Here is a 25,720-nt window from a genome sequence, read left to right on the forward strand (position 1 = left end):
TCAGTCCTCATATAGTGGAAAGGCATCGGTCAATTCTTTAACTTCTGCACGGACTTGCTCTAAAACAGCTTCGTTGTTTGCATTCTCTAATGTTTTGATGATCAATTCTGCTACTTTAGTACTTTCAGCTACCCCAAAGCCACGAGCTGCAATAGCTGCAGTTCCAATACGAATGCCACTTGTTTTAAATGGAGATAAGGTTTCATAAGGGATAGAGTTTTTGTTGAGAGTGATATGGACATCATCCAAAAGGTTTTGAGCGATTTTTCCATTTTCAACGACTTTGGTCACATCCACAAGGAAAAGGTGATTCTCCGTACCGCCTGAAATAACACGGAAATTACCATGTTGTTGGAATACTTGAACCATTGCCTTAGCGTTATCCAAAATTTGCTGAGCATAAACTTTGAAATCTGGATCCAATACTTCTTTGAAAGCAGCTGCTTTAGCTGCCACGACATGCTCTAGCGGTCCTCCTTGAATTCCTGGGAAGATTGCGGAATTAATCTTTTTCGCCAATTCTTCATCGTTGGTCAAAATTAAGCCGCCACGAGGTCCTCGAAGGGTTTTATGAGTGGTAGTTGTCGTAATATGTGCATACGGTACTGGACTTGGATGCAAACCAGCAGCAACTAAACCGGCAATATGAGCCATGTCTACCATGAGTTTGGCTCCGACAGTATCTGCAATTTCACGGAATTTAGCAAAATCAATAATATGTGAATAGGCAGAAGCACCTGCAACAATCAATTTAGGTTTGACTTCTTTAGCCTGCGCCAAAATAGCATCAAAATCTAAAAGTTCCGTTTCAGGATCGACATTATAAGGCACAAAGTTATAGGTTTTCCCAGAGAAGCTAACAGCTGCGCCATGTGTCAAATGTCCGCCTGCTGCAAGATCCATTCCCATTACTGTATCACCTGGCTCAATTAAGGCCATATAAGCCGCACAATTCGCCTGACTGCCTGAGTGGGGTTGAACATTGGCAAATTTTGCTCCAAAAATTTCTTTAGCACGTTCAATTGCTAATGTCTCAATCACATCCACAACGTCCGTACCACCATAATAGCGACGACCTGGATAACCTTCGGCATATTTATTGGTTAAAATAGAACCTTGTGCTGCCATAACAGCTTTTGAAACAATGTTTTCTGAAGCAATCAATTCAATATTGTTTTGCTGACGTTTTTCTTCTGCAGCAATGGCTTCCCAAAGCTCAGCGTCATATTCTTTATAGTTTTTATGGTCAAAAATCATAAGAGTCTCCCTTCTCTTAAAGCGGGGCTAAAACCTATTTAGTCAAGGTTTAGAAGTGAATTTCTGGAATTTTAGCGAGAATTTCTTCGCAAGTGACAGCACCTTGGCGTAGAATATATGCTGTTTCACCAGATAAATCCAAAATAGTTGAATCCTGTCCTGTTAGAAAAGCATCATCTTCTATACCAAGAACTTCGTGATTGAAATCGGTCATAATTTGCTGGAAGTTTACTCCGCTACTCTTTCCAGATAAATTTGCGGACGGACCAATGAGAGGTCCAAATTTTCTAATCAAGTCCAATGTTTTAGGATGACTAGGGACACGAAAACCAATTGTTTTCATACCTGAATTTACCCAAATCGGAACTTGTTCATTAGCTTGTAAAATAATGGTCAAAGGACCGGGTAAAAAGGCTTGATAGAGCTTTTTTAAATACTGAGGCTGATGTTTGGAAAATTGATAAATTTCTTCTAAGCTTGAAACATTTAAATTCAAGGCCTTTTCGCGAGGTCTACCTTTTAAGTCATAGACATGACTGACGGCCTGCTCGTCCAGTGCCTTACAAAATAAACCATATACAGTCTCTGTTGGCAGCACGACCGCTCCTCCGCTGCTCAGTATTTCCTCAATTTTATCCATTATCTACCACTACCATTCTATCTTTTCCGAATTGATCTTGCAAGACGCGAATTCTCATTTTTGGAAATGCAGACTCAAATAATTTTTTTACATGTTCCCCTTGCTTGTAGCCAATTTCGAGATAGATTTTACCTTTTTCTGTCAAATGTTTTTGGGCGTTCTCAGCAATTTTTCGATAAACAGCATACCCGTCTTCTTCAGCAAAAAGAGCAAGATGAGGTTCTGAAGCAAGGACATTTAGTCCTACTTCTTCTCTGTCCGTCTCTGAAATATAGGGCGGATTGGATACAATAATATCATACTTTCCTGTAATCGCCTGAAAGCAATCAGACTGAACAAAATCAATCACTACATCAATTGCTTCCGCATTTTCTTGCGCCAAATCCAGAGCATCTTGGGAAATGTCGGAAGCCGTGACCTGCCAATTCGCACGCTCAGCAGCCAAAGATAGAGCAATTGCTCCACTTCCAGTGCCAATATCCAAAACTTTCAGACTGCTATTTTGATTTTCAGACAAGATAAGGTTGACCAATTCCTCAGTTTCTGGTCGGGGAATTAGCACTCGTTCATCTACTTTGAACGAGTGTCCATGAAATTCTGCGTTCCCAATAATGTATTGGGCAGGTCTATGAACTAATAATTGAGATTGAATCTTTTTCAGTAATTCTATATCATCTTCTGTTGCTTCTGCCTGCATTTTCAACACAAATTGGGTAAAAGATAAGTTTCTAAAAACTTGAAAAGTAAAGGAGAGACTTTCAGCTTCTTCGCCAACTGCTTCAAGCTGTTTTTCCATTTCAGCAAGAATTTGAGCTAATTTCATTATTTATTCAATTCTTCTAGTTTTTGTGTTTGGTCATACAATACCAAGGCATCAACAACTTCATCCAGTTTGCCAGCTAAAATCGTATCTAGCTTTTGCAGCGTTAAACCAATACGATGATCTGTCACACGATTTTGTGGGAAATTATAGGTACGAATTCGCTCTGAGCGATCTCCAGTACCAATAGTTGATTTTCGCTCAGCATCTTGCTCGTCTTGCGCAATTTGTGCAAAATGGTCCGCTACGCGCGCACGAATGATCTTCATAGCTTTGTCGCGATTCTTTTGTTGGGTTCGTTCTTCCTGCATTTCAACCTTAATATTTGTCGGCAAATGAACGATCCGAACGGCTGTTGCAACTTTGTTGACATTCTGACCGCCAGCACCAGAAGCGTGATAAATGTCAATTCGAAGATCTTTTGGATCAATATCATATTCCACTTCTTCAACTTCAGGCATGACTAAGACGGTTGCTGTTGAAGTGTGAACTCGTCCTTGACTTTCTGTTACTGGGACACGTTGTACGCGATGAGCACCTGATTCGTATTTTAATTTGGAATACACGGATTGACCAGAAACCATCGCTACTACTTCTTTGAAGCCACCGACTCCATTCATGGAGGCTTCCATAACCTCAAATTTCCATCCTTGCGATTCGGCGTATTTTTGATACATTGTCAGAAGATCACCAGCAAAGAGTGAAGCTTCATCACCTCCTGCTGCACCACGGATTTCTAAGATGATGTTTTTATCATCGTTTGGATCTTTTGGTAAAAGAAGAATTTTCAATTTTTCCTCGTATTCTTCTTTTTCAGCTTTTGCATCTTTGAGCTCTTGCTTTGCCATTTCTTCCAAATCAGCATCGCCAGAAGCGTCTTTGATCATTTCTTCGGCATCTGTGATGTTTTGGAGCACCCTTTTATAGTCACGATAAGTTGCTACCGTATCGCGTGTACTCGCTTCTTCTTTGGACAATTCCATAAAACGCTTGGTGTCACTAACAACATCTGGGTCACTCAGAAGTTCCCCCAACTCTTCATAGCGATCTTCAACGGCTTGTAGTTGTTCATAAATATTCATCGTTTGCTACACCTCTCCTTAACTCTTCATTTCGTCAATTTCTGGCTTAAAATAATGCTTCCGACAGACAGGAATATATGTTTCATTCCCACCGATTTGAATTTGCTCACCTTCATAGACCGGCTTACCATTCGTTGTTCTTAATACCATGGTTGCCTTTTTGGAGCAAAATTGACAAATTGTTTTAATCTCATCAATTTTATCTGCTAGAAGCAAGAGATATTTCGAGCCTTCAAATAACTCATTGCGAAAATCATTTTTCAAACCAAAAGCCATAACTGGTACGTTTAATTCGTCAACTACCCTCGCTAAGTCATAGACATGACGACGAGATAGAAACTGCGCTTCATCAATCAATACACAATAAGGCTTTTCGGGCATTTCCTGAATAAAGTGGAAAATATCAGTATCTTCTGCTATTGCAATTGCTTTTCGCTTCATTCCGATACGACTAGAAACAACGCCAAAACCGTCACGTGTATCAAGTGCGCTCGTCATAATGACAACACCTTTGCCTTGTTCTTCATAGTTGTGTGCTACTTTTAAAATTTCGATTGTTTTGCCCGAATTCATCGTGCCATATTTATAATACAACTGAGCCATTTTCTTTAATTCGTTCCAAATTCTCCAATTTTTAATACTTCTTATTTTACCACATTCTGACACGCTTTAAAACCTAATTTGTGATAAAATAAAAATATCAAAAATAAAAAGGAGAAATGAAATGCCATTTGTCAGAATTGATTTATTTGAAGGACGCACGTTAGAACAAAAGAAAGCTCTTGCAAAAGAAGTTACTGCTGCTATCGTGAAAAATACTGGCGCGCCACAATCTGCTGTTCATGTCATCATCAACGATATGCCAGAAGGGACTTATTTCCCACAAGGTGAAATGCGTACAAAATAACAAAAAAGAATCTTGGAAAAAATCTGAGATTCTTTTTTTTATTCAAAATGATAAATGATGTAGATGCAACATTTAAGCTAATTTCTTTTTTGAATATGATTAAGACGAAGTTGGTATAAAATGCCACTAACGACCAGACTAGAGATTAAACCAATCCAATAAGCAAAGGGACCTAAATTTGTCGTGTGATCCAATAGTAACCCAACTGGTAGCGACACCCCCCAATAGCCAATCAATCCCAAATAAAATGGCACTTTTGTATCCTTATAACCACGTAAAATTCCTTGAAGAGGCGCTGCGAAAGTATCTGCTAATTGAAAAAATAAACTGTAAGTTAAGAAAATGGACGTCAAACGTATAAATTCCTTGTTGGTTCCATACAATGAAGCGACTTGATAACGGAAAAGATATAAAAATGTCAGCGTGAAAACAGCGAACCCAAGCGCAGTCAATCTTCCCAAAACACAATATTTTCTGACATAGTCTAAACGCTTTGCGCCAATTTCGTAAGAAACGATAATCGCCATAGCATTAGAAATGCTCATAGGAAAAGCATACATAAGATTGGAAAAACTAATAGCAGATTGGTGACTGGCAATGATTAACGAAGAAAACTTAGCCATGAGCAAACCTACGACTGAAAATATCACAACTTCTGCAAAGACAGTCCCGCCAATAGGAAAACCGAGACGAATCCCTTCCTGCAATCCTTCTTTATCCAAAGGTCGAATTTTCCATAATTGATATTTTTTTATTCTAGGATGTCTTTTGGCAACTACCACCGAAAGGACTAACAGCACCCAGTAAGCCAACGAAGTCCCTAGCCCCGCTCCTGCTCCGCCCATTTCTGGGAAGCCAAATGCTCCATAAATTAAAATGTAGTTAAAACTGGCATTCAACGGTAGCAAGAGCAACATAAGATACATGGATAATCTTGTCAATCCTAATGCGTCTAATAAAGAGCGTACAACACTAAATAAAAGCAAAGGGATAATACCAAATGCCAAATACCAGAGGTAGTGTATAGAGACTTCTGCTACTAATGGTTCTAATCCAATATTGGACAAAACAAGCGGTGCACCTAGAAAAACGAGCCCAAACAAGAGAAGAGACAAGCCGAGAGATAAATAAATAAACTGATAAAAATCAGAAGCGATTTTTTCTTCCTGTTTTTGTCCTAGATGATGTCCAATAATCGGAACCAAGGCTGAGACAATACCAGTCAAAAAAGTAAAAAATGGACTCCATAAGCTAGTCGCCATTGAAACTCCCGCCAAATGCAACGTATGGTATTGCCCTGTCATGGTTGTATCCACAAACGAGGCTGAAAAATTGGCCAGTTGATAAATCAAAATTGGCAAAAAAATCGAGATAAATAAGGTCATTCTTTCTTTTAAATTGCGAGCTTGGTACATACAATCTCCTCAAACAATACTTTCTCTCTTAACTATACTATAAGCACTTAGAATAGTCAAAAAAGCTAGGAGGAAATCCTCCCAGCCTCTTGTCGAGCTTTATCTCTTCTCACGATTTAAAATAAGATTCAATACAATCGCAATGACACTCGCCATAACAATCCCGTTTGAGAAAAACATTTGTAAGCCAGTTGGCAAACTGTTAAAAAGATTGCTTCCATTTAAGCCGACTCCTGCAGAAATAGACATAGCGGCAATCAAGAAATGATGTTCATTGTGTTCAAAATCAACTCGTGCTAGCATTTGCATTCCTTGGACAGAAACAAAACCAAACATGACAAGCATGGCACCACCGAGTACAGGATTTGGAATAATTTGTGCCAAAGCGCCGAATTTCGGTACCAATCCTAACAAGACTAAGAATCCTGCTGCATAATAGATTGGGAGCCGTGTTTTAATTCCAGAAAGTTTGACCAAACCAACATTTTGTGAAAATCCTGTATAAGGGAAAGTGTTAAAAATACCGCCAAGAAGCACTGCAAGTCCTTCTGCACGATAACCATTTCGCAGACGAATGCTGTCTAACTTTTCGTTTGTAATATCTGAAAGTGCAAAATAAACACCTGTTGATTCTACCAAAGAAACTGTTGCGATAATACACATCATGACGATGGATGAAAGTTCAAACTTAGGTATTCCAAAATAAAACGGTGTCGGAACATGTACAAGAGGAGCTTGAGTTACTGGCGCAAAATCTACTAAGCCCATAAAGCTAGCAATAATCGTTCCAATAATTAAGCCAATCAGAATGGAAATGGATTTAAGAAAGCCTTTTGCAAAGATATTTACTAACAGTATAATCAAAATCGTTACAGCAGCTAACAGCAAACTTTGTGCAGTTGGTTTTTCACTATTATTTCCCATATTGCCAATCGCAACAGGAATAAGTGTCAAACCAATAGTTGTAATCACTGAGCCCGTCACAATTGGTGGAAAGAAATTAGCAATTTTAGAAAAAATGCCTGCAATCAAAAGAACGTAGATACCGGAAACGATGAGTGCTCCAAACATAGCTCCACTTCCATGTTTTTGACCAATCATAATCAGAGGTGCAACCGATTGGAAAGCAACGCCAAGTACGACTGGCAAGCCAATTCCGAAATATTTATTGAGTTGCAATTGCAAAAATGTTGCCACACCACACATAAAAATATCTGTGGAGATAAGATAGGTCAGCTGTTGGCTCGAATAACCTAGCGCACCAGCAATCATAATGGGTACAAGGATTGACCCTGAGTACATTGCTAATAAGTGCTGTAAACCTAAGACAGCCGCCTGTGAGTGTTTTTCTTCTTTCAGTTCCATTATGCATCAGCCTCCATAAATACAACTTTTCCATTTTCAAATTTTTGAATACGAGCCAAAGAAACGACTTTTCGCTTATCTTCTTCTAGCAACTTTCTTCCTTCTTGGAATGATTTTTCAATCACAATGCCAATCGCTTCCACATGGGCACCTGATTGTTCAATGATATCAACTAGCCCCTTAGCTGCTTGCCCATTTGCTAGGAAATCATCGACAATAAGCACTTTATCGTGACGATTTAAAAATTTCCCTGCAATTGAGACCGTACTTGTCACTTGTTTGGTAAAAGAATAGACCTCTGTCGTCAAAATACCTTCCGTCATAGTGATGTTTTTTGACTTTTTCGCAAAAATCATTGGAACGCCCAATGCTTCTGCTGTATAAATAGCAGGTGCGATGCCAGATGCTTCAATTGTCACAACTTTTGTAATACCAGCTGAGCGAAAATAGGTTGCAAACACTTTACCAATTTCTTTCATCAAGTTGAAATCGACTTGGTGAGTCAGAAATGAATCCACTTTTAAAATATTTTCTCCTAAAACATTTCCATCTTTTAGGATACATTCTTCTAATAATTTCATAAAATCTCCTTTTAGAAAAAACAAAAGGCTTGCCAAAAGCAAGCCTAAAACAATTGGTTAACCAACTGAATACAAAATTCCTTGCTAAAAACATAGCAGGAAAGTTGAAGACTTACTTATTGTTAGACATTAGGTGCCTTGTAGAAACATTACGCCAAATTCGTAATATAAATAAGTAATTATTTTATTGTTAATGCGCATCACCGTTCCAAATAGAATTTTTCACAATGACATAATCTACGTGCTTAAGACCAGCTAAGTCTCTTCCGCCAGCATAGGAAATGGCACTTTGCAAATCTTGCTCCATTTCAACCAAAGTGTCAGCTAAATGCCCTTTAACTGGTAAAAGAATTTTCTTTCCTTCCACATTCTTATACGTACCCTTTTGGTACTCTGAAGCCGAACCATAATACTCTTTAAATTGTTCACCGTCTACTTTAACCGTTTGACCTGGGCTTTCGATATGACCTGCGAATAGGGAACCAATCATCACCATGGTAGCACCAAAGCGAATAGATTTGGCAATGTCGCCATGCGTACGAATACCACCGTCCGCAATAATTGGTTTGCGAGCAGCTTTTGCACACCAACGAAGAGCCGCTAATTGCCAGCCACCTGTACCAAAACCAGTTTTTACTTTTGTGATACAAACTTTCCCTGGCCCAATGCCAACTTTGGTTGCATCTGCTCCAGCATTTTCCAGCTCACGAACAGCTTCTGGTGTCCCGACATTTCCTGCAATCACGAAAGTATTAGGGAGTTCTTTTTTGATGTGCTGAATCATATCAATCACACTATCTGAATGCCCATGCGCAATATCAATCGTGATGTATTCTGGAGCAGCTTCTTTCAACTGGCTAACAAAATCATATTCATAATCTTTCACACCAACCGAAATAGACGCAATCAGTCCTTGCTCATGCATACGCTTGACGAAAGGAATGCGGCCAGCTTCGTCAAAACGGTGCATGATGTAGAAATAGCCACTTTTCGCCAATCTTTCTGCTACATCTTCATCCAGAATTGTTTGCATATTAGCTGGAACAACAGGAAGTTTGAAGGTGTGTTTCCCAAAAGTAACGGTCGTATCTGCTTCTGAGCGACTTTTGATGATACATTTATTCGGAATCAATTGGATATCTTCATAGTCAAAAATAGGAAATTCGTTCAGCATATCATTCTCCTTTAATTTTATGCTAAAAATGACCTACCTATGCTTTCGCATCGCTACGCCTTTCCTGACGTTTCCTTTAGTATTATAACACAAGGTACAGAAATTACAATATAATGACTTATAATATTTTTTATCGTTCGGAAATTGCGAGTTATTCTTTCAGATTCTAAAAAAAGAGGTCTCCCTCTTTTACAAGAGTAAATCTTTAATGCGTCCAATATCTGATTTTTTCAATACCACATAAATCATATCTCCTAGATACAGGCGCGTGCTGCCATTCACTGTTTGGTTCTTTCCGTTGTGATGTTGCATGGTAATTAGAATATCTCTTGGTAATTCCAACTCATGAACTTGCTTACCCGCTATTTTTTCAGAGACAGGAATTTCGATAAGGGTTGTCTCTCCGTCATCTGCCACACTATCTGGAAGCATTCGTTCTAGCATAGCTTCATACACAGGTGCTCCGCCCAATAAATCCATTACAACGTATGCCACTAAAGTCACTAAACCAAGAGGCATGAGGTTTCGTATATCACCAACCATCTCAGTCACCAAGATAATTGCTGTCAATGGAGCTTTAGAAATTGCACCAAAGTAACCGCTCATACCTAAAATAATAAAAATAGGAAATTGCTCTTGTGTTGCAAAGCCTAATTGCACACAAATGACGCCAGCAATTGCTCCTAAAAGAGAGCCGAGAGCTAAAATGGGTAGAAAAATACCGCCAGGAAGCCCACTACCATAGCTGATCATACTCCAGATAAAGCGAATAACGAAAAACATCATTAATGTTAATAGCAGATAGTGTTGACTGGTTAAAGAGAGAACCAGTTGATTGCCACCACCTAAAAGCTGTGGAAGGAAATATCCTACTGGCAAAATGAAAATAAAAGCTATAATAGGATAATATTGCGGAGAAAGGTGCAAAACTTCTCCAATCATATCATAAATGCGAGGCATAGCTAGAACAACTTTTTCATATAAAAATCCTGAAAAACCAAGAAAAATTCCTAACAACAAATAAAGCCAGTATTGCCCTAGTCTCATCAGAGGAATATTATCTGGCATATTTAATACAGGGGTCATTCCAAAAATCATAAGTGAAACAAAATTCGCCGTTAAACTTGCCGCCAAAGACGAGACCCAAAAGAAACGCGAAAAATGATGATAGACTTCCTCAATAACAAACAGTAATCCCGCAATCGGAGCATTAAAAGCTGCTGCCAGCCCTGCTGCCGCTCCACTAGCAATCAAAGAACGCTCTTCCACAGGGCTTAAATGAAGATGTTTGGCAATTCCTTTTCCACCCATTGCTCCCAGCTGGATACTTGGACCTTCACGTCCTAACATTAAGCCACTTGCAATGGCTAAAACACCCAGAATATATTTTTTCCAGAGAACGCTCCACCATGATAAGCTCATCAGACCTTTCAGCTCTGCTTCTACTTGCGGAATTCCAGAACCTTTAATATCCTTTTCCGAGAGCGTTAACTTTGCACTTATCCAAATCACGCAAGCATAAAATAACAGAATAAAAGCAAACCAAATCATACTATCATACCCTTGCTGATAGAAATGTTGAACAATATGAAATCCCTTTTCAATCAAAAAACGAAAAGAACCGACAATTGCACCTACAATAATCCCGACTAAAATTCCTCTTGAAACTTGCAGAATAATCGAACTAGATGTAAATGCAAATTCTTTCTTGGTATTTGATGTTCCCTTTTCTGTCTGAACAGACATCATTACCTCCCAATATGTTCTCCTTCTATTTTAGCATAATTTTTCTTATTGCTTATAGAAATTATTTTAGAAAATGAAGTCTAGAGAAAAAATCAAACCAGCTTCATGCGAAACTGGTTTATGATAATATCCTTATTAAATCTCTACACTGTTTATTTGCTGATCATTAATTGTATAACAATTACGATAAATCTTCGCTTTCTTCTTGTTTTTTACTATAAATGAGATTAAATAAATCTCTTTTTAAGCTGTCTAACTGCTAAGGTATAGAAGACAAAAATATAAGCACCATTGACAACTAAGAAAAGGATAAATTCAGATAAGGTAAAAGGGACTAAAGAACGAGCTCGATCACCAACAGCAATCTGAGCATAAGGGAAAATGCTAAAAAGACCTTGTCCAATAAATAGGGTCATAAGCCCTGCTATAGCCAAAATGGCTGATATAAGAATAGGCACTGCGAAATTTTTTAAGCGAATACTAAGAAAAATTTGAATGGTGACAATAGTAATGGTTGCTATCCAACCTGTGATAGACCAAAGCAAAAAGTCCAGTAGATAATTTGCAAAAGGTACCTTCAAAACCAAAGCGCTGATAATATAAAAGAGAAGAACTATCAGTTGACTAATAGCCATGACTAGTGATAAGCTGGTGATTTTTGATAAAATGATACGATTGGCTTTAACCGGAATACTTAATAAGCGCTGCCAGTTTTTATTACTTTCCTCGAATTGACAACTGATGGAACAGATAATCCCGATCAGAATAGGAGTAAATATCTGCGAGGAATAGAAAACTGTTTGTCCCCAAAGGACGCGAGCTTGTGTACCATCTAGGAGCACCTTTCGATTGAGAGCGTAAATCATTGCTCCCAATAAGGACCCAACAAGGTTAAAGAAGATTAGCGTTATCGGAATAGCACTTTTTTTGATTTTTTTAAATTCAAAAATAATCATAATAGATCCGCCTTTCCAATGAGTTTTTTACTGACAAAGATGCTTAAAAAAATGATAAGCAATAATGTGACTAATTTAAAGGGATAAGCATTATCATATTGAAAAAGATAAGTGTTAGTTCCAGCCACCCGTTTAGCGATTCCCATCATAGAGAAATATTGCCAAGGAATGAAAATACGAATAGGAAATGGTAACGCACCGATACCTACAAATGACAGGAAGGAACCAATTAAGCCTGTTACCACTGTCACACTTGGCTTTGGATAGATAAAAGCTAAGCAAAGATGTAAACAAGACAGAAAGAGACAAACCAAAAAAGTTGTGAACAAAAAGAGACTCAATGAAACAGGTGTCACACTGACCTGCATGCCTTGAATAATAAATTTCAGAAAAAGCGTTTGAATCAAACTGACAACAAAGGCAAAAATAGCCATCACAGTCAATTTAGCCTTAAAAAGTTGCCAAGGACTTTCGTTACTGGTTTGCAAGAGTTTAAAAGTTTTGCCTAGATGTTCCAATTCCAGTAGTCTAGACGCTAAAACTGCAATGAAAAGTGGCAAAATACAATCATTCAAGTAAGTCATGGTATAAATGGCATTATAGGCCTCATGCGTTTTAGGTAATTCATATTTGATAACAACGCCACTCCAAATCAAGCCCACTGCTACAATAGCAATCAAAGATAGCAAGAAAGAACGTCTTTTTAATTTGATAAATTCTAATTGTAAATTTAGCATTACAAAACACTTCCTTCCCGTCCTGTCATATCAAGGAAAACATCTTCCAGCGATCGACGAATCATACGAACTTGATAAATATCAACATCATTTTCAACTAAGAGTCGAATAGCAGTGGCTATATTAACTTTATCGTTATCGTTGACAATCAATTTTTTGTCATCATCCAAATTAAAACCATTGAACATTAGTATTCTTTTAGCAGTTACATCATCACTGGTCTCAAACAGATATTTTTCATCTTCTTCAAGGTCAGATAGGTGACCTTCAAAAAGTAATTGACCATGATTAATAATACCGACAGTCGTAGCCATCTGTTCAATTTCTGAAAGAATATGGCTAGAAACGATGATAGTCATATCGTATTTTTGTGGTAATGACTTGATGAGCTCACGAATTTCTTGAATACCAGCAGGATCTAAACCATTAGTTGGCTCATCCAGAATCAGTAATTTAGGAAATTTAACAATGGCTAGCGCAATTCCTAGACGTTGTTTCATGCCTAGTGAATAGTTTTTAACTAGCTTTTCTTTTTGATCGAAAAGTTTGACAATCTTTAAGACTTCATCAATATTTCTTTTTGGTAATTTAAGTAATTTTTGGATAATTTCAAGATTTTCATAGCCGGTCAAATTAGCATAGTAAGAGGGCTCCTCAATAAGGGAACCTACATTTGAGAGGAGTGATATTTGATTGCTATTAAAGGTTTTGCCAAAGAACTTAATGGAACCATGGGTTGGTTGCAACAATCCCAAAAGCATTTTCATAGCAGTGCTCTTACCAGCACCATTTGGTCCTAAAAAACCATAAATTTCATTTTTTCTAATATGAATAGAGAGCTGATTAACGGCTACTTCACCTGAAAAATCCTTACTTAATTGGTTGGTTTCAACGATATAATTGTTCATTTGTTTTCTCCTTTAAAAATCTTAGAGTGATGTTATATCCTTTCGCTATTTTTATTATAATGAAACTCCTTTATTTTAACCTATTCATTACCTTAATTCTTCCTTAATTTTTACTTTAAAGTCCTTGACCAAGGAAGCAATGTGTTATACTAGTCTTATTGAGGTAATAGTATGAATTATAAAGAAAAGAAGATCTTAATTTTAGACGATAATCCAGAAATTTTAGAAATGGTGCAAGAATCATTGAACATTGCTGGTTTTAGCAATCTAACAAGTGTACAATCACAAAAAGAAGCTTTGGAGCAATTTGAAGAAAAATCTTTTGATTTAGTTATTTTAGACATTATGCTGCCTGAAGGATCAGGATTTGAAGTTTTAAAAGGTATCCGTAAGACTTCAACGGTTCCTGTTTTGTTTTTGTCGGCAATCTCCGATATAGAAAAACAATATCAGGGCTTTGAGTTAGGGGCAGATGACTATATTATCAAGCCTTTCCGCCCAAGAGATTTGGAGTTGCGTATTCTTTCCATCTTAAAAAGAGCCTATCCCGAAAAGGAAGATACCCTTGTTTTGCCTGCTTGCCAGGTGCATTTTAGCCAAGCCTTGATTACCAAAGGAAAACTAGAGATTCAGCTGACAGCTAAGGAATACAGTATTCTTAAGGTCTTATATGATAATAAGAATCGCATTGTTACTTTTGACCAACTCTTAGAAAAAGTCTGGGGCTTACAATACCAAGGCTATGATAATACCCTAATGGCTCATATTCGTAAGATTCGGCAAAAGATCGAAGCCAATCCATCTAAACCAGAAAGCTTAATAACGGTTAAAGGTTTGGGTTACAAACTAAAGGTGAATTAAATGGATACCGTTAAATTTTTTACGAAGTTATTAACCAGGTATGTTCTATTACTCTTGGCTTTAATCATAGGACTTGTTTTTGTTTATGGTTTGGTTTTCTCATCCTATTTTAGTTTCTATGGAAAGGAAAAACCGGAACTACTTTACACTAAAATCGCTCAATCGAGTCAACAGAATAATTTTAATTTTGATAAAAGCAGCAAAATTGAAATGGATAAACAAAATACTTGGGCTATGGTACTGAATCAAGATGGCAATATTGTCCAATCTTATCATTTACCTAAAGGACTCAAAAGGCATTATACGAATACTGATATGGTTAAATTTTCACGCTGGTATTTAGAAGATTACCCTGTTTTCTCCTATGTACGAGGTCAGCAAATTTTAGTTTTGGGCTATCCTAAAAAGCATTCCTTAGCAAAATTTAATTTCTATGCTAATACGCAATTTATTAGGAATTTTCTCAGTTTGGGACTTGTTTTCTTGGGTATTATTCTTTTACTTATTTTTATTCTTTTGAGCCGATCAAAGTTGCGCATTAAAAAGGAGATGGAGCCGATTATTACTGCTGTCACTTCTTTGTCTCAAGGTCAAAATATCGCTCTTAATGAAAAGGGAAATTTCTCTGAAATTAAGACAGCTCTCAATGAAACCTCTCATATTTTGGAAGAAAGCAACACGATGAAAGAGCAATGGATTAGAGGGGTCAGTCATGATTTACGCAATCCTCTTATGCTCATATCAGGTTATAACAGTCAGCTAGAGCAGCAATATGGTAAAGGAAAGCAGACGGAGGAAATTGAAAATCAGATTCAAACTATGAAAGAAATGATTTCTAATCTCAATATGAGCTACTTATTGGATAATCAAAAGCATCACTCCGAATTTTCGAGTCTTGATTTGGTTGCAGTCCTACGAACAGTAATTGCCGATATATTGAATAATTATGAAACAATTACACTTCATTTTGATTTGCCTACCGAGGCAGTGTTGGTAAAAGGAGAGGTAACTTTACTAGAAAGAGCTTTTAGAAATCTCTTGCTTAATAGTATCATACACAGCGGTTCTAACCAGATTGATCTGACTTATCAATTATCTGATAATAAAGTGCTCATCATCATTGCGGATCAAGGAGATATTACAGCTCAAAAAATTACTGAGCTAAATCAAAAATCGACTAATTATGAATCACATGGTATGGGAACGGTTATCACTAAACAAATTATTAAATTACATCAAGGTGAAATTGTTTTTTTAGACAATCAGCCAGGCTTAAAAGTCATCATTTCTTTACCTTTAGTAAAGGACTGATGACCTACCTAAGAACAAGCTTACACTCAGAAAACTAACCATTTGGAGCATCGCAACACATTATTTATCTTCTAAATATTTCTAAATGCTATTTTTGGGGCAAAGTATTCTTTCGTCTAATCATCGTAAATTTTTGATAAATAAGTAGCAATACTATTCTATTTATCAAAAATTTTTCTGTTATACGCAAAAAAAGAGTGCACAAATAAAGTTGCACTCTTTTAATGTTGAAATGCTTTGTCAACAACTATATACGAATTGTATTAAAAACGCTTTATAAACTCAATATTTTATCTTTATTTTTCAGCTGTTAATGCTGCCATCGTGATGTAATTATAAGGTTTGTTGAAGTGTGGCAGGAAGAAAATATCTGTCAATGCCAATTTATCAATGGTCACTTTTTCTTGGATTGCGAGTGAGAAGAGATGAATACCCATTGAGATATCTTCGTGCGAAGCCATTTGTGCTCCAAGGATGACACGTGTATCTTTATCAAATACGATACGAATAGCTACTTCATGGTTATCGTGTTTGATAAATTCTGGCTTTTGAAGGTCGTTGAAGCCTGTTTCAACTGCGTCATAACCCGCAGCTTTTGCTTTTTCCAATGTCAAACCAGTTGAAACCATTTTAAGGTCGTAGATGTTGATACCGTTTGAGCCTTGCACACCAATGCCTTCTAACTCATGACCAGTAGCATTGTAAGCTCCGACAATACCTGAACGAACAGCGTTTGAAGCAAGTGCAATGTAGCTCATTTTACCAAGGGAATTGTCATAAATCGTTGCACAGTCACCAACTGCATAAACACCTGGAATGCTTGTTTCTTGTTTTTTATCAACAAGGAAGGCGCCATTACGGAAAAGTTCAATCTTGCCAGCGCCGAGAGCTGTGTTTGGTCGGAAGCCAACAGCCATAATGACCATATCTACGTCAAATGTTTCTTTATCTGTTACAATGCGTTCAACTTTGCCTTCACCTTCAACTGCTTGCACAGTTTGACCATAGGCAAGTTTAATACCATGATCTGCCAAGTTTTGACTCATCAAATCAGACAATTCACGATCGTAGTAACCAGCAAGACAAGTGTCCGCCACATCAATCAAGGTTACTTCTTTTCCGAGACGTTCAAAGGCTTCTGCCAGTTCAACACCAATGTAGCCGGCTCCAACAACAGCGACCCGATTGATGCCTTCGTTGTTTTTCAGCTTTTCAATCACTTCAGCAGAGTTTTGATACAATTTTACAAACTGAACGTTTTCTAGGGTCGCTTTAAATTCACGATTTCCTTCTACAAGTTCAACACCTTTGATTGGCGGGATAATTGGTTGTGAACCAGTCGCAAAAATCAATTTGTCATAAGATTCAAGATGTTCCTGACCATTTACAAGTGCGATCACTTCTTTTTTGTCATAATCAACTGACAAAACAGGACTTTCCATATAAACTTTTGCACCTTTTGCTTCAAGTTTTTCTTTATCTGAATAGAACAATCCTTCTGGGCCGTCAATTTGCTTACCAATCCAAAGCGCCATTCCGCATCCTAAGAAGGAAATGTTTGAATTTTGGTCAAACACCACAACTTCGTTTTCATTTCCGAAGTTGTCTAATATCGTATTGATACAAGCTGTACCAGCATGGTTGGCACCAATAACAACAATTTTACTCATAGAGCAATTCCTACCTTAATTTTTAATTTACTAAAACATTATAACATTACGTGTTAGCGTTTACAATATATTTGCTCATAAAACTGAAAAATATTACATTTTCTATCAATTTAAAAGAACTTTTCATGAATGATTTCATTTCTAATCTCAATGCATTCAAATTTTAAGTTTCTAGTTAAGACCATTCTATATGAAATTGTCGGAAAATTTTCTACAAAAAAGTTTGTGAAAACGTTATCTATCTGTTATAATAGATGTGTGTATTTAATCTATAGAAGGGAGGTAATGTGATGGATTTCAGCTCTCGTTCTATTCAATTAATGGGAACGACGATTACAATTTTGATTCTTCATCATCAGGCAGACTTGTTACTTGACGAGGTCGTTCAGCTCCTTTTTCTTTATGAGAAACGCTTTAGTGCAAATGATGATGCTTCGGAGTTGATGAAGATCAACCATCAAGCTGGAAAGCAATGGGTTCAGGTACATCCTGATTTGTTTGAGCTAATTGAGTTAGGAAAACAGCATAGTTTAGCTCAAAATAGTCACTTAAATATTACTATCGGACCACTTGTACAAACATGGCGAATTGGTTTTTCAGACGCTAAAGTGCCTCAGCCGGAAGAAATCAAATATTGCCTTTCTTTAATAGAACCTACTTTTATTAAACTCGATTCTGCTTCTTCTAGTGTTTTTTTGGCAAAAGAAGGAATGAAAATTGACCTTGGAGCACTTGCAAAAGGTTATATTGCTGATAAAGTGATGGAGTTCTTAAAAAATAAAGGCGTGACTTCTGCTCTCATCAATCTAGGCGGGAATGTATTAACCCTAGGAATCAACCAAGTTTCTAAGCGTCCTTGGCGGATTGGAATCCAGCATCCCAAATTAACCCGCGGGAATAATCTGGCTGTTCTTCCTATCGTAAATCAATCCGTTGTGACTTCAGGAATTTATGAGCGAACCCTTGAAAAACAAGGACATTCCTATCACCATATTCTTGATAGCAAGACAGGCTATCCTGTGGAGACAGATGTCGCTAGTTTAACGATCGTGTCTAATCGCTCTGTAGACGGTGAAATTTGGACAACCCGATTATTTGGCGAAAGCCCATCGTCTATTCTAGAACAAGTTGAAAAAGAAGAACAGATTGAAGCGTTAGGTATTACAAAAGACGATCAATTATTCTATTCTTCTGGTTTAAAACCAGAATTGCTATTTTAATATCGGAAAGGAAATAATTATGTTAAAACTCATCGGTTTAGTTGGCACAAATTCAAAACGTTCCACTAATCGCCAACTATTACAATATATGCAAAAACATTTTGCGGATAAAGCAGAAATTGAACTGGTGGAAATCAAAGATATCCCCATTTTCAATAAACCCGCAGACAAAAAACTTCCAGCTATTGTAACGGAAATCGCTGAAAAGATAGAAGCCGCTGACGGGGTCATTATCGGAACGCCTGAATACGACCACTCTATTCCAGCTTCGCTCATGAGTGCTCTGGCTTGGTTATCTTACGGCCTTTATCCACTGCTCAATAAACCAGTGATGATTACAGGCGCCTCTTATGGAACATTGGGGTCATCTCGTGCACAGTTACAGCTTCGCCAGATTTTGGATGCCCCTGAGTTGAAAGCTTCCGTCATGCCTGGCTCTGAATTTTTGCTGTCGCACTCTCTGCAGGCATTTGATAAAGATGGCAATCTCATCGACCTTGAAACCATTCAGAAATTAGATGCACTCTTTGATGATTTCCGCCTTTTTGTGAAAATTACCGAGAAACTATCCAGCGCGCAGGAATTATTGCACAAAGAAGCTGAAAACTTCGACTGGGAAAACTTGTAAGTAAAGGAGAATGACGCAATGAAATTTGTAGGAATTGTAGGCTCAAATGCAGAGCAATCGTATAATCGTAAATTACTGGAATTTATCAGAAGACATTTTAAACTAAAATTTGAATTGGAAGTCTTGGAAATTGATGAAGTTCCGATGTTTAATCAAGACGAAAAATGGGACGAATCTTTCCAGCTTCGCCTCCTATACAACAAAATTACCCGTGCAGACGGAGTCATTATCGCAACACCTGAGCACAACCATACCATTACCGCCGCTCTGAAAAGCGTGCTTGAGTGGCTGTCATTTGAAGTTCATCCATTTGAAAACAGGCCTGTCATGATTGTGGGCGCTTCTTACTACGATCAAGGAACTTCACGCGCACAGGTCCATTTACGCAAAATTCTCGACGCACCAGGTGTCAATGCTTATACTCTTCCCGGAAATGAATTTCTGCTTGGAAAAGCCAAAGAAGCCTTTGACGATGAGGGAAATATTACCAACGAAGGAACCGTCAAATTCCTTGAAACCTGCTTGGATAATTTTATGAAATATGTAGAGGTCGTTTCAAAATTGAAAAAACCAAAACCAATTGAACCAGAAAATTTAGATGTTACCAAACCTATCGCAACAACGATTCAAGGCATTGACCCAGATGATCCTGAATGGGTTGAAAAAGCCGCTGCCATGGTGGGCGCTGTCTCAGGAGATACCTATGTAAAACTAGACCACGGTATTTTAACGGTGGATCAGATCAATATGTTCTTGAAATCCATGCCTTTTGAACTGACTTACGCCGATGACAACAATCAATTCCTCTACTACAACAATGCACATCAAGACCCTGATACCATGCTGGCAAAACGTATACCATCTCAGTCAGGAAACCGCCTATCAACGGTTCACAATTCACTTCCGACTGGCAGAATGAAAAATGTAGAGTGGGTGGTCGGAACCTTGCGTAACGGCAATCAAGAATATGTCCGCACCCTGATTCCAAATCCGCATTCACCAGTTTTAAATACACACAATTATCAGGCCATGTACTATCCAGACGGCTCTTACGCTGGTATCAATGAAATTGTCTTTAATTTCAGACCATGGCTGGAATGGTACTTGGAAACAACTGGTCAGCAGCTAGTTGGCGGAAGCGGCCCATTCACTCCTGCAGGAGGACAGGCTAAAGCTGATGCTACTTCCGGTGCTTCGGATACAGGTAGTCACAGCGAGAGTAGGGGTGAGGCAGATGCTACTTCTGCTGCTTCCAGTCATTGATCTAAAGAAAAGGTTGAGAAATCTTGTCTCATCCTTTTTCTGTGCAAAAGATCATTCCATAAGATTCACTTGCGCAGATCTCGTGAACTTGTTATAATGAATATACGCAAACGTTTTCTGCCACAAGGAGATAATGATGATTGAAGCAAATCAATTATATAAGACATATAGTATTGTCGAGAAAGAATTAGGTCTTAAAGGTTCTATCAAAGCCTTTTTTCGCCCTAAGAAAAAACAAATTCATGCTGTACAGAATATTTCATTAACGGTTCAAAAAGGTGAAATTATTGGTTATATTGGTTCGAATGGAAGCGGAAAATCCACGACTATAAAAATGCTGACGGGTGTTCTTTATCCAGATCGAGGCAATGTTAAAATTAATGGACTTACCCCACAGAAACATCGCACAGCAGTCAATAAGCAAATTGGCGTTTTGTTCGGACAAAAATCACATTTACGTTGGGATATTCCTGTGCTGGAATCTTTTATTTTGCATGCGAAAATCTATGACGTTCCTGATAAAGTTTTTGAGGAACGCTTGGAGCAATTAATTGACCTGTTGCAGCTAGGAGATTTTATTCACCAGCCTGTTCGTAATCTTTCGCTCGGGCAACGAGTTCGCTGCGAATTTGCTGCTATATTCATTCATCAACCTGCCGTTGTTTTCTTGGATGAACCTACAATCGGTCTTGATGCCAGTGTAAAAGAAACCATCCGCTCTTTCATTCGCTTTATGAATAAAGAGTATCAGACAACTTTCCTCATTACGTCTCATGATATGCAGGATATTGAGTCGCTCTGCGAACGAATTTTCATTATTGATAAGGGCAAAAAGGTTTATGATGGAAGTCTGACGAAATTAAGAGAAAAATTTTCAACAGTTAAAACCATTTCTTTCAAAACGCAAACGCCAATAGAAGAGCTATTCCAAATCAATGGTTTTCGTTTTGAGAAAATTGACTCTTATCATTTCAATATTCATTATCAGACGGATATTTATACTAATGCCCAAGTTATCAATCAGATTTTTGAGCATTATTCAATCGAAGACCTAGCTATCAAAGAATTGACAATTGAAAATATCGTCAAACAAATTTATGAGGAGGGGCTTGATGAGTAAATATATTCATATCACACGATTAGCTCTTATTACGCAACTTCAATATAAATCTTTCTTTGTCGCGACCCTGATTCGTACTTTCATACAAGTTCTAGTCTCTATTTTCGTTTGGAAAACCATTTTTTTCACCCAATCTCAAGTCAATGGTTATACTTTAGAAACTTTCACAACCTATATTATCTTTGCAAATCTACTGGGAAATCTAAATAGTTTTAGCATTGGACGGGATTTGTCTATAATGATTGTTGATGGGAATATTACTGGTGAGCTACTCTATCCTTATTCCCTCATTACTTCTCTCTTTTTCCAAGACTTTGCTGTCAAAATCGTTGAAATTATCAAATTCATTCCAATTTTATTAGTTATCCCTTTGCTTCAAGGACAGCTTTATCTTCCAAATTGGCAGACAGGATTGCTTTTCCTATTTTCTAGTTTATTAGGAATGTTTATCATCCTCCTGTTAGATTTAGGATTTAGCTTAACAGCCTTCTTCACGGCAAATACTTGGGGAATTTTGATTCTCAGAAACGGGCTTTTTTCACTCGCTTCAGGAGCGCTTTTGCCACTAAGTTTTTATCCAGAAAATATTGCAAACATTTTGAAACTATTACCTTATAGCTTTGCTGTTAATTTTCCGGTCAATATCCTTTTGAAAAGACAGGTTAATTTTGAACTCTTCTGGTTTCAATTGGCTTGGATTCCGATACTTTCAGCTTTCATTGCTCTTCTTTGGTATCAAGCTAAACGTCGTTTAGTCATTTTAGGAGGTTGAAGATGAAATACATCAACATTTATTTTTATAACCTCAAAGCTTACTTGATTGCTAGTATGTCTTATAGGTTGGACTTCTTTATTGGACTTATTTCTTCTTTGATTGAACAGATTGTTTATTTAATCTTTTTAAATGTATTATTTGCAAATATCAAGGAAATTGCCGGATTCAACTATGGACAAATGCTATTTATTTATGGAATGGCAACTATCGGACGTTCAGTTCACCTGATTTTCTTTGACAATCTTTGGATGTTTGGAAGCCGCTATATTCGCAAAGGTGAGTTTGAACGCCTGCTTATCATGCCCATCAATCCTCTTTTTCAGCTAATTTGTGAACGCGTGCAGCTACAAGGCTTTGGCACAACACTGATGGGAGCTATTGCAACTTATCAATCCTATCATTTACTCGGACTGCATTGGAATATTTTTCATCTACTTCTCTTTGTCTTTATCTGTATTTGTATTGGTTTACTCTATGCCGCTATTCAATTAGGACCTACTGCTCTTGCTTTTTGGATTGTCGAATCTTTCCCTATCACAATGGGGATTTTCTCCCTCAATCAAATGGCACAATACCCTATCAAAATTTACCCAACCTTTATCCAATTGATACTAATTTTTGTATTTCCTTATGCTTTTACTTCTTTTTTTCCAGCTCTTTATTTTTTAAATCTAAGCTGGATTGGTTTGCTACTTCCTTTAGTCCTACTTGTTATTTTTACTATCAACTACGCTCTATTCAAATACGGCATGAAAAAATTCTCCAGTGTTGGGAATTAAATATTAAAAACCAACTGAAATCTTTCATCAGTTGGTTTTATTTGCCCTTGGAAAATAGAGACGAATCTCCGTATAAGTATTTTCTTCAGATTTAATTTCCATGTGATAGGATTTACCAAATTGTAATTGCAAACGTTGGTCAACATTTTTCAGACCTACACCACCCAAGCGAACGAGTGTAGCATTTGTAGTTTCGCTGGCGACAAAGCCACGACCATTGTCATAAATTGAAACGATGAGCTGCGTGTCATTTTCAGAAACGCTAACTCGAATCCTCCCTTGACGATTCATTTCTTTGATACCATGGTAAATGGCGTTCTCAACCAAAGGCTGCAAAATTAATTTTGGAATTTTGTAGTCATCATATTGCTTCAACTCTTTAATCTCATATTGCAATTTCTCACCATAGCGCTGTTTTTGAATAAAGAGATACTGACGCACGTGGTCAATTTCATCTTTAAGAGAAATTTGTTCATGTCCTTGGTTCAAAGCTAAACGGAAATACTTAGCTAGTGATTTTGTGACTTCTACCACACGCTTGCTGTCATTAAATTCTGCCATCCATACAATTGTATCCAACGTATTGTAAAGAAAATGCGGGTTGATTTGGCTGGAAAGTGCCTGCAATTCATATCTTCTGACATTTTGTTCCTCTTCTTTGACTGCAATCATCAATTGATCAATCCGGTCTAACATAATATTAAATTGTCTTGCCAAATCAACTAATTCAGGAGAGCCGGTTTCATTAGCCCTCAAATCTGAATGCCCACTTCCAACCTTTAAAATGGTTGCTTGCAAATCTCGCAAAGGCTTAATCCAAAGCCGAAGCACAAACCAGATCCCTATTAGACAAACCCCCAAAGCAAACAGACCTGTTCCAATAAAAGACCACAAAATCTGCGTTTGAACTGCATGCAATTGTTCCATTGAAGAAACCCCAATCAATGTCCAACCACTATTTGGAATTTGATATTGAGATACATAAGCTTGTTTTGATTTGACATATCCATTTTTTACAGAAAGATAAGGCGCCATCGCTTTCATTTCAGCGTGAGAAGAATAAACTGCTTTTTTAGGATGATAGACAAAGTCATGATTGGCATCGACGATAAAGGTAAATCCTTCTTTTCCTAACTGTAGTTGATCTAAATAAGCTTCCAACGTCTTGTATCCAATATCTAAGCGAACAACCCCTAGATTTTTACCATCTTTATCTACAACTTCCTGCATGATTGAAATCACCCATTTTTCACCAGTTGTATGACTGACGGTTCTTCGTGCTGGTGTCAAAATCGGCATAGCACCTTTATGGATAGCATCCTGATACCATTTTTCTTTCATCATATCAGCGGATGTCTTCATGGTTAATTCAGGATCTGTTGATATGAGATTCCCGTCTTTTGTTACCAAAATAGCAGATACCAAATCCGAATCTGTTTTTAAAATCGTTGCGAATAATTGCCGAAGTTGTTCAGCGTTTTCTTGGCTTGGTGTTTGTGCGTATGTCTTTATTTTCTCATTTTCAGCCAAACTACTTGTTGTCTGTTTAACTTTTTGTAAATAAGAAGTGATAAACTGACCACTTTGCTGAATGGTCTTGCGTGTATTTTGCTCAGTTGTCTGGCGAATAGCAACCGAACTAGTCTGATAATAAATCCCACCGACAATTCCCAAAAGAGCTAATATCATAATAAAAACATAAATCACTAACTGAATCAGGAGAGAATATCGTTTCATTGCCCTTCTCCTCGTTTAAATTGCCGCGGTGTTACTCCAACGACTTGCTTGAAGCGTTGAGAAAAATAGTTCATATCTTCAAAGCCTACCTGCTCTGCAATTTCATAAACCTTCAAGTCAGTTGTCAAAAGCAGTAATTTTGCTTTCTTCATCCGTTCTTGAATTAAGTAATCCTGAAATGGCAAGCCCAGCTCTTTTTTGATGAGAACACTCAAATAAGACGAACTAAACCCGAGTTGAAAAGCGAGTGATTTAAGAGATAATTCTGTATCGGTTAAACGATCATGAATTGCTTGTTCTAAATCAGAAAATTCTGCTTGCCCAACCAGTTCATGAACTTGCTGCTGCTTTCGCTCCTTGTCCAATTTCTCTTTGACTTTAAACAACATCGTTTCCACATCTTCCCGCGAAAACGGCTTTAGTAAATAATCATCAGCACCTAATTTTACTGCTGATAAAGCGTAGTCGAAGTCGTCATAACCCGTTAAAAAGATAATATGAACAGAAGGATATTGTTCTTTGACTAATTGAGCTAGTTTAATCCCGTTTATATGTGGCATATTGATGTCTGTCAAGACAATATCGGGCTGTGCAAGCTGTATCTTTTCCCAAGCATCCAAGCCGTTTTCAGCCTCGCCCATGACTTCCATATCAAATGTTTCAAAATCTACTAAAGACGAAATACCTTGCCGAACAAGGTATTCATCTTCTACAATCATAATTGAATACACTAGCGCACCCCTATTATTTATTAAACTCATTATAGCA

The 25,720-nt window shown here is 37.5% G+C and carries 25 protein-coding genes and 1 riboswitch; of the genes, 9 read left to right on the forward strand and 16 right to left on the reverse strand.

The annotated features are described in order from the left end of the window. The 5 genes from glyA to IYQ91_RS00585 are packed head-to-tail and all read right to left on the reverse strand — an operon-like array spanning position 1 to position 4,402. Complete coding sequence (gene glyA, locus IYQ91_RS00565; RefSeq protein ID WP_195672768.1) at positions 1-1,257, reverse strand: serine hydroxymethyltransferase; 1,257 nt, start codon at positions 1,255-1,257, stop codon at positions 1-3. Between the two features lie 49 nt (positions 1,258-1,306). Next, positions 1,307-1,897 carry an L-threonylcarbamoyladenylate synthase gene (locus tag IYQ91_RS00570; protein WP_003034403.1) on the reverse strand — a complete coding sequence of 197 codons (591 nt, stop codon included), beginning with the start codon at positions 1,895-1,897 and terminating at the stop codon, positions 1,307-1,309. After that, complete coding sequence (gene prmC / locus IYQ91_RS00575; RefSeq protein ID WP_195672769.1) at positions 1,890-2,720, reverse strand: peptide chain release factor N(5)-glutamine methyltransferase; 831 nt, start codon at positions 2,718-2,720, stop codon at positions 1,890-1,892. Before prmC ends, IYQ91_RS00570 begins: the two co-directional genes overlap by 8 nt. Next, positions 2,720-3,799: a peptide chain release factor 1 gene (gene prfA, locus IYQ91_RS00580; protein WP_195672770.1), complete on the reverse strand. Its 1,080-nt coding sequence runs from the start codon at positions 3,797-3,799 to the stop codon at positions 2,720-2,722. Before prfA ends, prmC begins: the two co-directional genes overlap by 1 nt. Positions 3,800-3,817: 18 nt before the next feature. After that, entirely contained in the window at positions 3,818-4,402 is a 585-nt protein-coding gene (locus tag IYQ91_RS00585) for a thymidine kinase (protein ID WP_003024566.1), read from the reverse strand. 103 nt (positions 4,403-4,505) lie between these two features. Here IYQ91_RS00585 and IYQ91_RS00590 point away from each other — a divergent pair, with 103 nt between their 5' ends. Further along, positions 4,506-4,706 carry a 4-oxalocrotonate tautomerase gene (locus tag IYQ91_RS00590; RefSeq protein ID WP_224783693.1) on the forward strand — a complete coding sequence of 67 codons (201 nt, stop codon included), beginning with the start codon at positions 4,506-4,508 and terminating at the stop codon, positions 4,704-4,706. A gap of 77 nt (positions 4,707-4,783) precedes the next feature. Here the strand turns inward: IYQ91_RS00590 and IYQ91_RS00595 are convergent, their stop codons facing one another. From IYQ91_RS00595 to IYQ91_RS00630, 8 genes are all read right to left on the reverse strand, one after another. Beyond that, positions 4,784-6,121 (reverse strand): MATE family efflux transporter, encoded by a 1,338-nt coding sequence (locus IYQ91_RS00595; protein WP_195672771.1) that lies wholly within the window; start codon positions 6,119-6,121, stop codon positions 4,784-4,786. Between the two features lie 99 nt (positions 6,122-6,220). Next, complete coding sequence (locus tag IYQ91_RS00600; protein WP_195672772.1) at positions 6,221-7,486, reverse strand: nucleobase:cation symporter-2 family protein; 1,266 nt, start codon at positions 7,484-7,486, stop codon at positions 6,221-6,223. Next, positions 7,486-8,067 carry a xanthine phosphoribosyltransferase gene (locus IYQ91_RS00605; protein WP_195672773.1) on the reverse strand — a complete coding sequence of 194 codons (582 nt, stop codon included), beginning with the start codon at positions 8,065-8,067 and terminating at the stop codon, positions 7,486-7,488. The genes IYQ91_RS00600 and IYQ91_RS00605 overlap by 1 nt, the downstream gene beginning before the upstream one ends. Positions 8,068-8,166: 99 nt before the next feature. After that, a riboswitch (purine riboswitch) is annotated at positions 8,167-8,262 on the reverse strand. After that, positions 8,258-9,241 carry a GMP reductase gene (gene guaC / locus IYQ91_RS00610; protein ID WP_195672774.1) on the reverse strand — a complete coding sequence of 328 codons (984 nt, stop codon included), beginning with the start codon at positions 9,239-9,241 and terminating at the stop codon, positions 8,258-8,260. (Overlaps the previous riboswitch by 5 nt.) A gap of 189 nt (positions 9,242-9,430) precedes the next feature. Further along, positions 9,431-10,987, reverse strand: a complete 1,557-nt coding sequence (locus tag IYQ91_RS00615) for a ClC family H(+)/Cl(-) exchange transporter (RefSeq protein ID WP_195672992.1) — start codon at positions 10,985-10,987, stop codon at positions 9,431-9,433. A gap of 227 nt (positions 10,988-11,214) precedes the next feature. Then, positions 11,215-11,943 carry an ABC transporter permease gene (locus IYQ91_RS00620; RefSeq protein ID WP_003024584.1) on the reverse strand — a complete coding sequence of 243 codons (729 nt, stop codon included), beginning with the start codon at positions 11,941-11,943 and terminating at the stop codon, positions 11,215-11,217. Further along, a complete protein-coding gene (locus IYQ91_RS00625) occupies positions 11,940-12,680 on the reverse strand; it encodes an ABC transporter permease (protein ID WP_003024586.1) in 741 nt (246 codons plus the stop codon). The genes IYQ91_RS00620 and IYQ91_RS00625 overlap by 4 nt, the downstream gene beginning before the upstream one ends. Then, on the reverse strand, positions 12,680-13,588 hold the full coding sequence (locus tag IYQ91_RS00630; protein ID WP_003024589.1) for an ABC transporter ATP-binding protein: 909 nt from the start codon (positions 13,586-13,588) through the stop codon (positions 12,680-12,682). Before IYQ91_RS00630 ends, IYQ91_RS00625 begins: the two co-directional genes overlap by 1 nt. A gap of 171 nt (positions 13,589-13,759) precedes the next feature. On the opposite strand from IYQ91_RS00630, the gene IYQ91_RS00635 reads away from it, so the two are divergent. After that, a complete protein-coding gene (locus IYQ91_RS00635; protein ID WP_003024592.1) occupies positions 13,760-14,449 on the forward strand; it encodes a response regulator transcription factor in 690 nt (229 codons plus the stop codon). Then, entirely contained in the window at positions 14,450-15,760 is a 1,311-nt protein-coding gene (locus IYQ91_RS00640; protein ID WP_003024595.1) for a sensor histidine kinase, read from the forward strand. 296 nt (positions 15,761-16,056) lie between these two features. On the opposite strand, the gene nox is transcribed toward IYQ91_RS00640, so the two are convergent. Further along, positions 16,057-17,430, reverse strand: a complete 1,374-nt coding sequence (gene nox / locus IYQ91_RS00645; protein WP_070836411.1) for a H2O-forming NADH oxidase — start codon at positions 17,428-17,430, stop codon at positions 16,057-16,059. A 290-nt stretch (positions 17,431-17,720) separates the two neighbouring features. On the opposite strand from nox, the gene IYQ91_RS00650 reads away from it, so the two are divergent. The 6 genes from IYQ91_RS00650 (at position 17,721) to IYQ91_RS00675 (ending at position 23,215) form a co-directional block, all read left to right on the forward strand. Beyond that, positions 17,721-18,650, forward strand: coding sequence for an FAD:protein FMN transferase (locus IYQ91_RS00650; protein ID WP_195672775.1), 930 nt, complete (start codon positions 17,721-17,723; stop codon positions 18,648-18,650). Positions 18,651-18,669: 19 nt separating this feature from the next. After that, positions 18,670-19,278, forward strand: a complete 609-nt coding sequence (locus IYQ91_RS00655; RefSeq protein ID WP_195672776.1) for an NADPH-dependent FMN reductase — start codon at positions 18,670-18,672, stop codon at positions 19,276-19,278. An 18-nt stretch (positions 19,279-19,296) separates the two neighbouring features. Beyond that, positions 19,297-20,541 carry an NAD(P)H-dependent oxidoreductase gene (locus IYQ91_RS00660; protein WP_195672777.1) on the forward strand — a complete coding sequence of 415 codons (1,245 nt, stop codon included), beginning with the start codon at positions 19,297-19,299 and terminating at the stop codon, positions 20,539-20,541. A gap of 136 nt (positions 20,542-20,677) precedes the next feature. Then, on the forward strand, positions 20,678-21,661 hold the full coding sequence (locus IYQ91_RS00665) for an ABC transporter ATP-binding protein (protein ID WP_117644488.1): 984 nt from the start codon (positions 20,678-20,680) through the stop codon (positions 21,659-21,661). Then, complete coding sequence (locus IYQ91_RS00670; RefSeq protein WP_195672778.1) at positions 21,654-22,433, forward strand: ABC transporter permease; 780 nt, start codon at positions 21,654-21,656, stop codon at positions 22,431-22,433. The genes IYQ91_RS00665 and IYQ91_RS00670 overlap by 8 nt, the downstream gene beginning before the upstream one ends. Positions 22,434-22,435: 2 nt before the next feature. Then, on the forward strand, positions 22,436-23,215 hold the full coding sequence (locus IYQ91_RS00675) for an ABC transporter permease (protein WP_003042640.1): 780 nt from the start codon (positions 22,436-22,438) through the stop codon (positions 23,213-23,215). Positions 23,216-23,242: 27 nt separating this feature from the next. On the opposite strand, the gene IYQ91_RS00680 is transcribed toward IYQ91_RS00675, so the two are convergent. Both IYQ91_RS00680 and IYQ91_RS00685 read right to left on the reverse strand, forming a co-directional pair. After that, entirely contained in the window at positions 23,243-24,952 is a 1,710-nt protein-coding gene (locus IYQ91_RS00680) for a cache domain-containing sensor histidine kinase (RefSeq protein WP_195672779.1), read from the reverse strand. Further along, positions 24,949-25,683: a response regulator transcription factor gene (locus IYQ91_RS00685; RefSeq protein WP_126466860.1), complete on the reverse strand. Its 735-nt coding sequence runs from the start codon at positions 25,681-25,683 to the stop codon at positions 24,949-24,951. The genes IYQ91_RS00680 and IYQ91_RS00685 overlap by 4 nt, the downstream gene beginning before the upstream one ends. Positions 25,684-25,720 lie beyond the last annotated feature (37 nt).

The sequence above is a fragment of the Streptococcus sp. HF-2466 genome, from assembly GCF_015594645.1.
Classification (GTDB): domain Bacteria; phylum Bacillota; class Bacilli; order Lactobacillales; family Streptococcaceae; genus Streptococcus; species Streptococcus anginosus.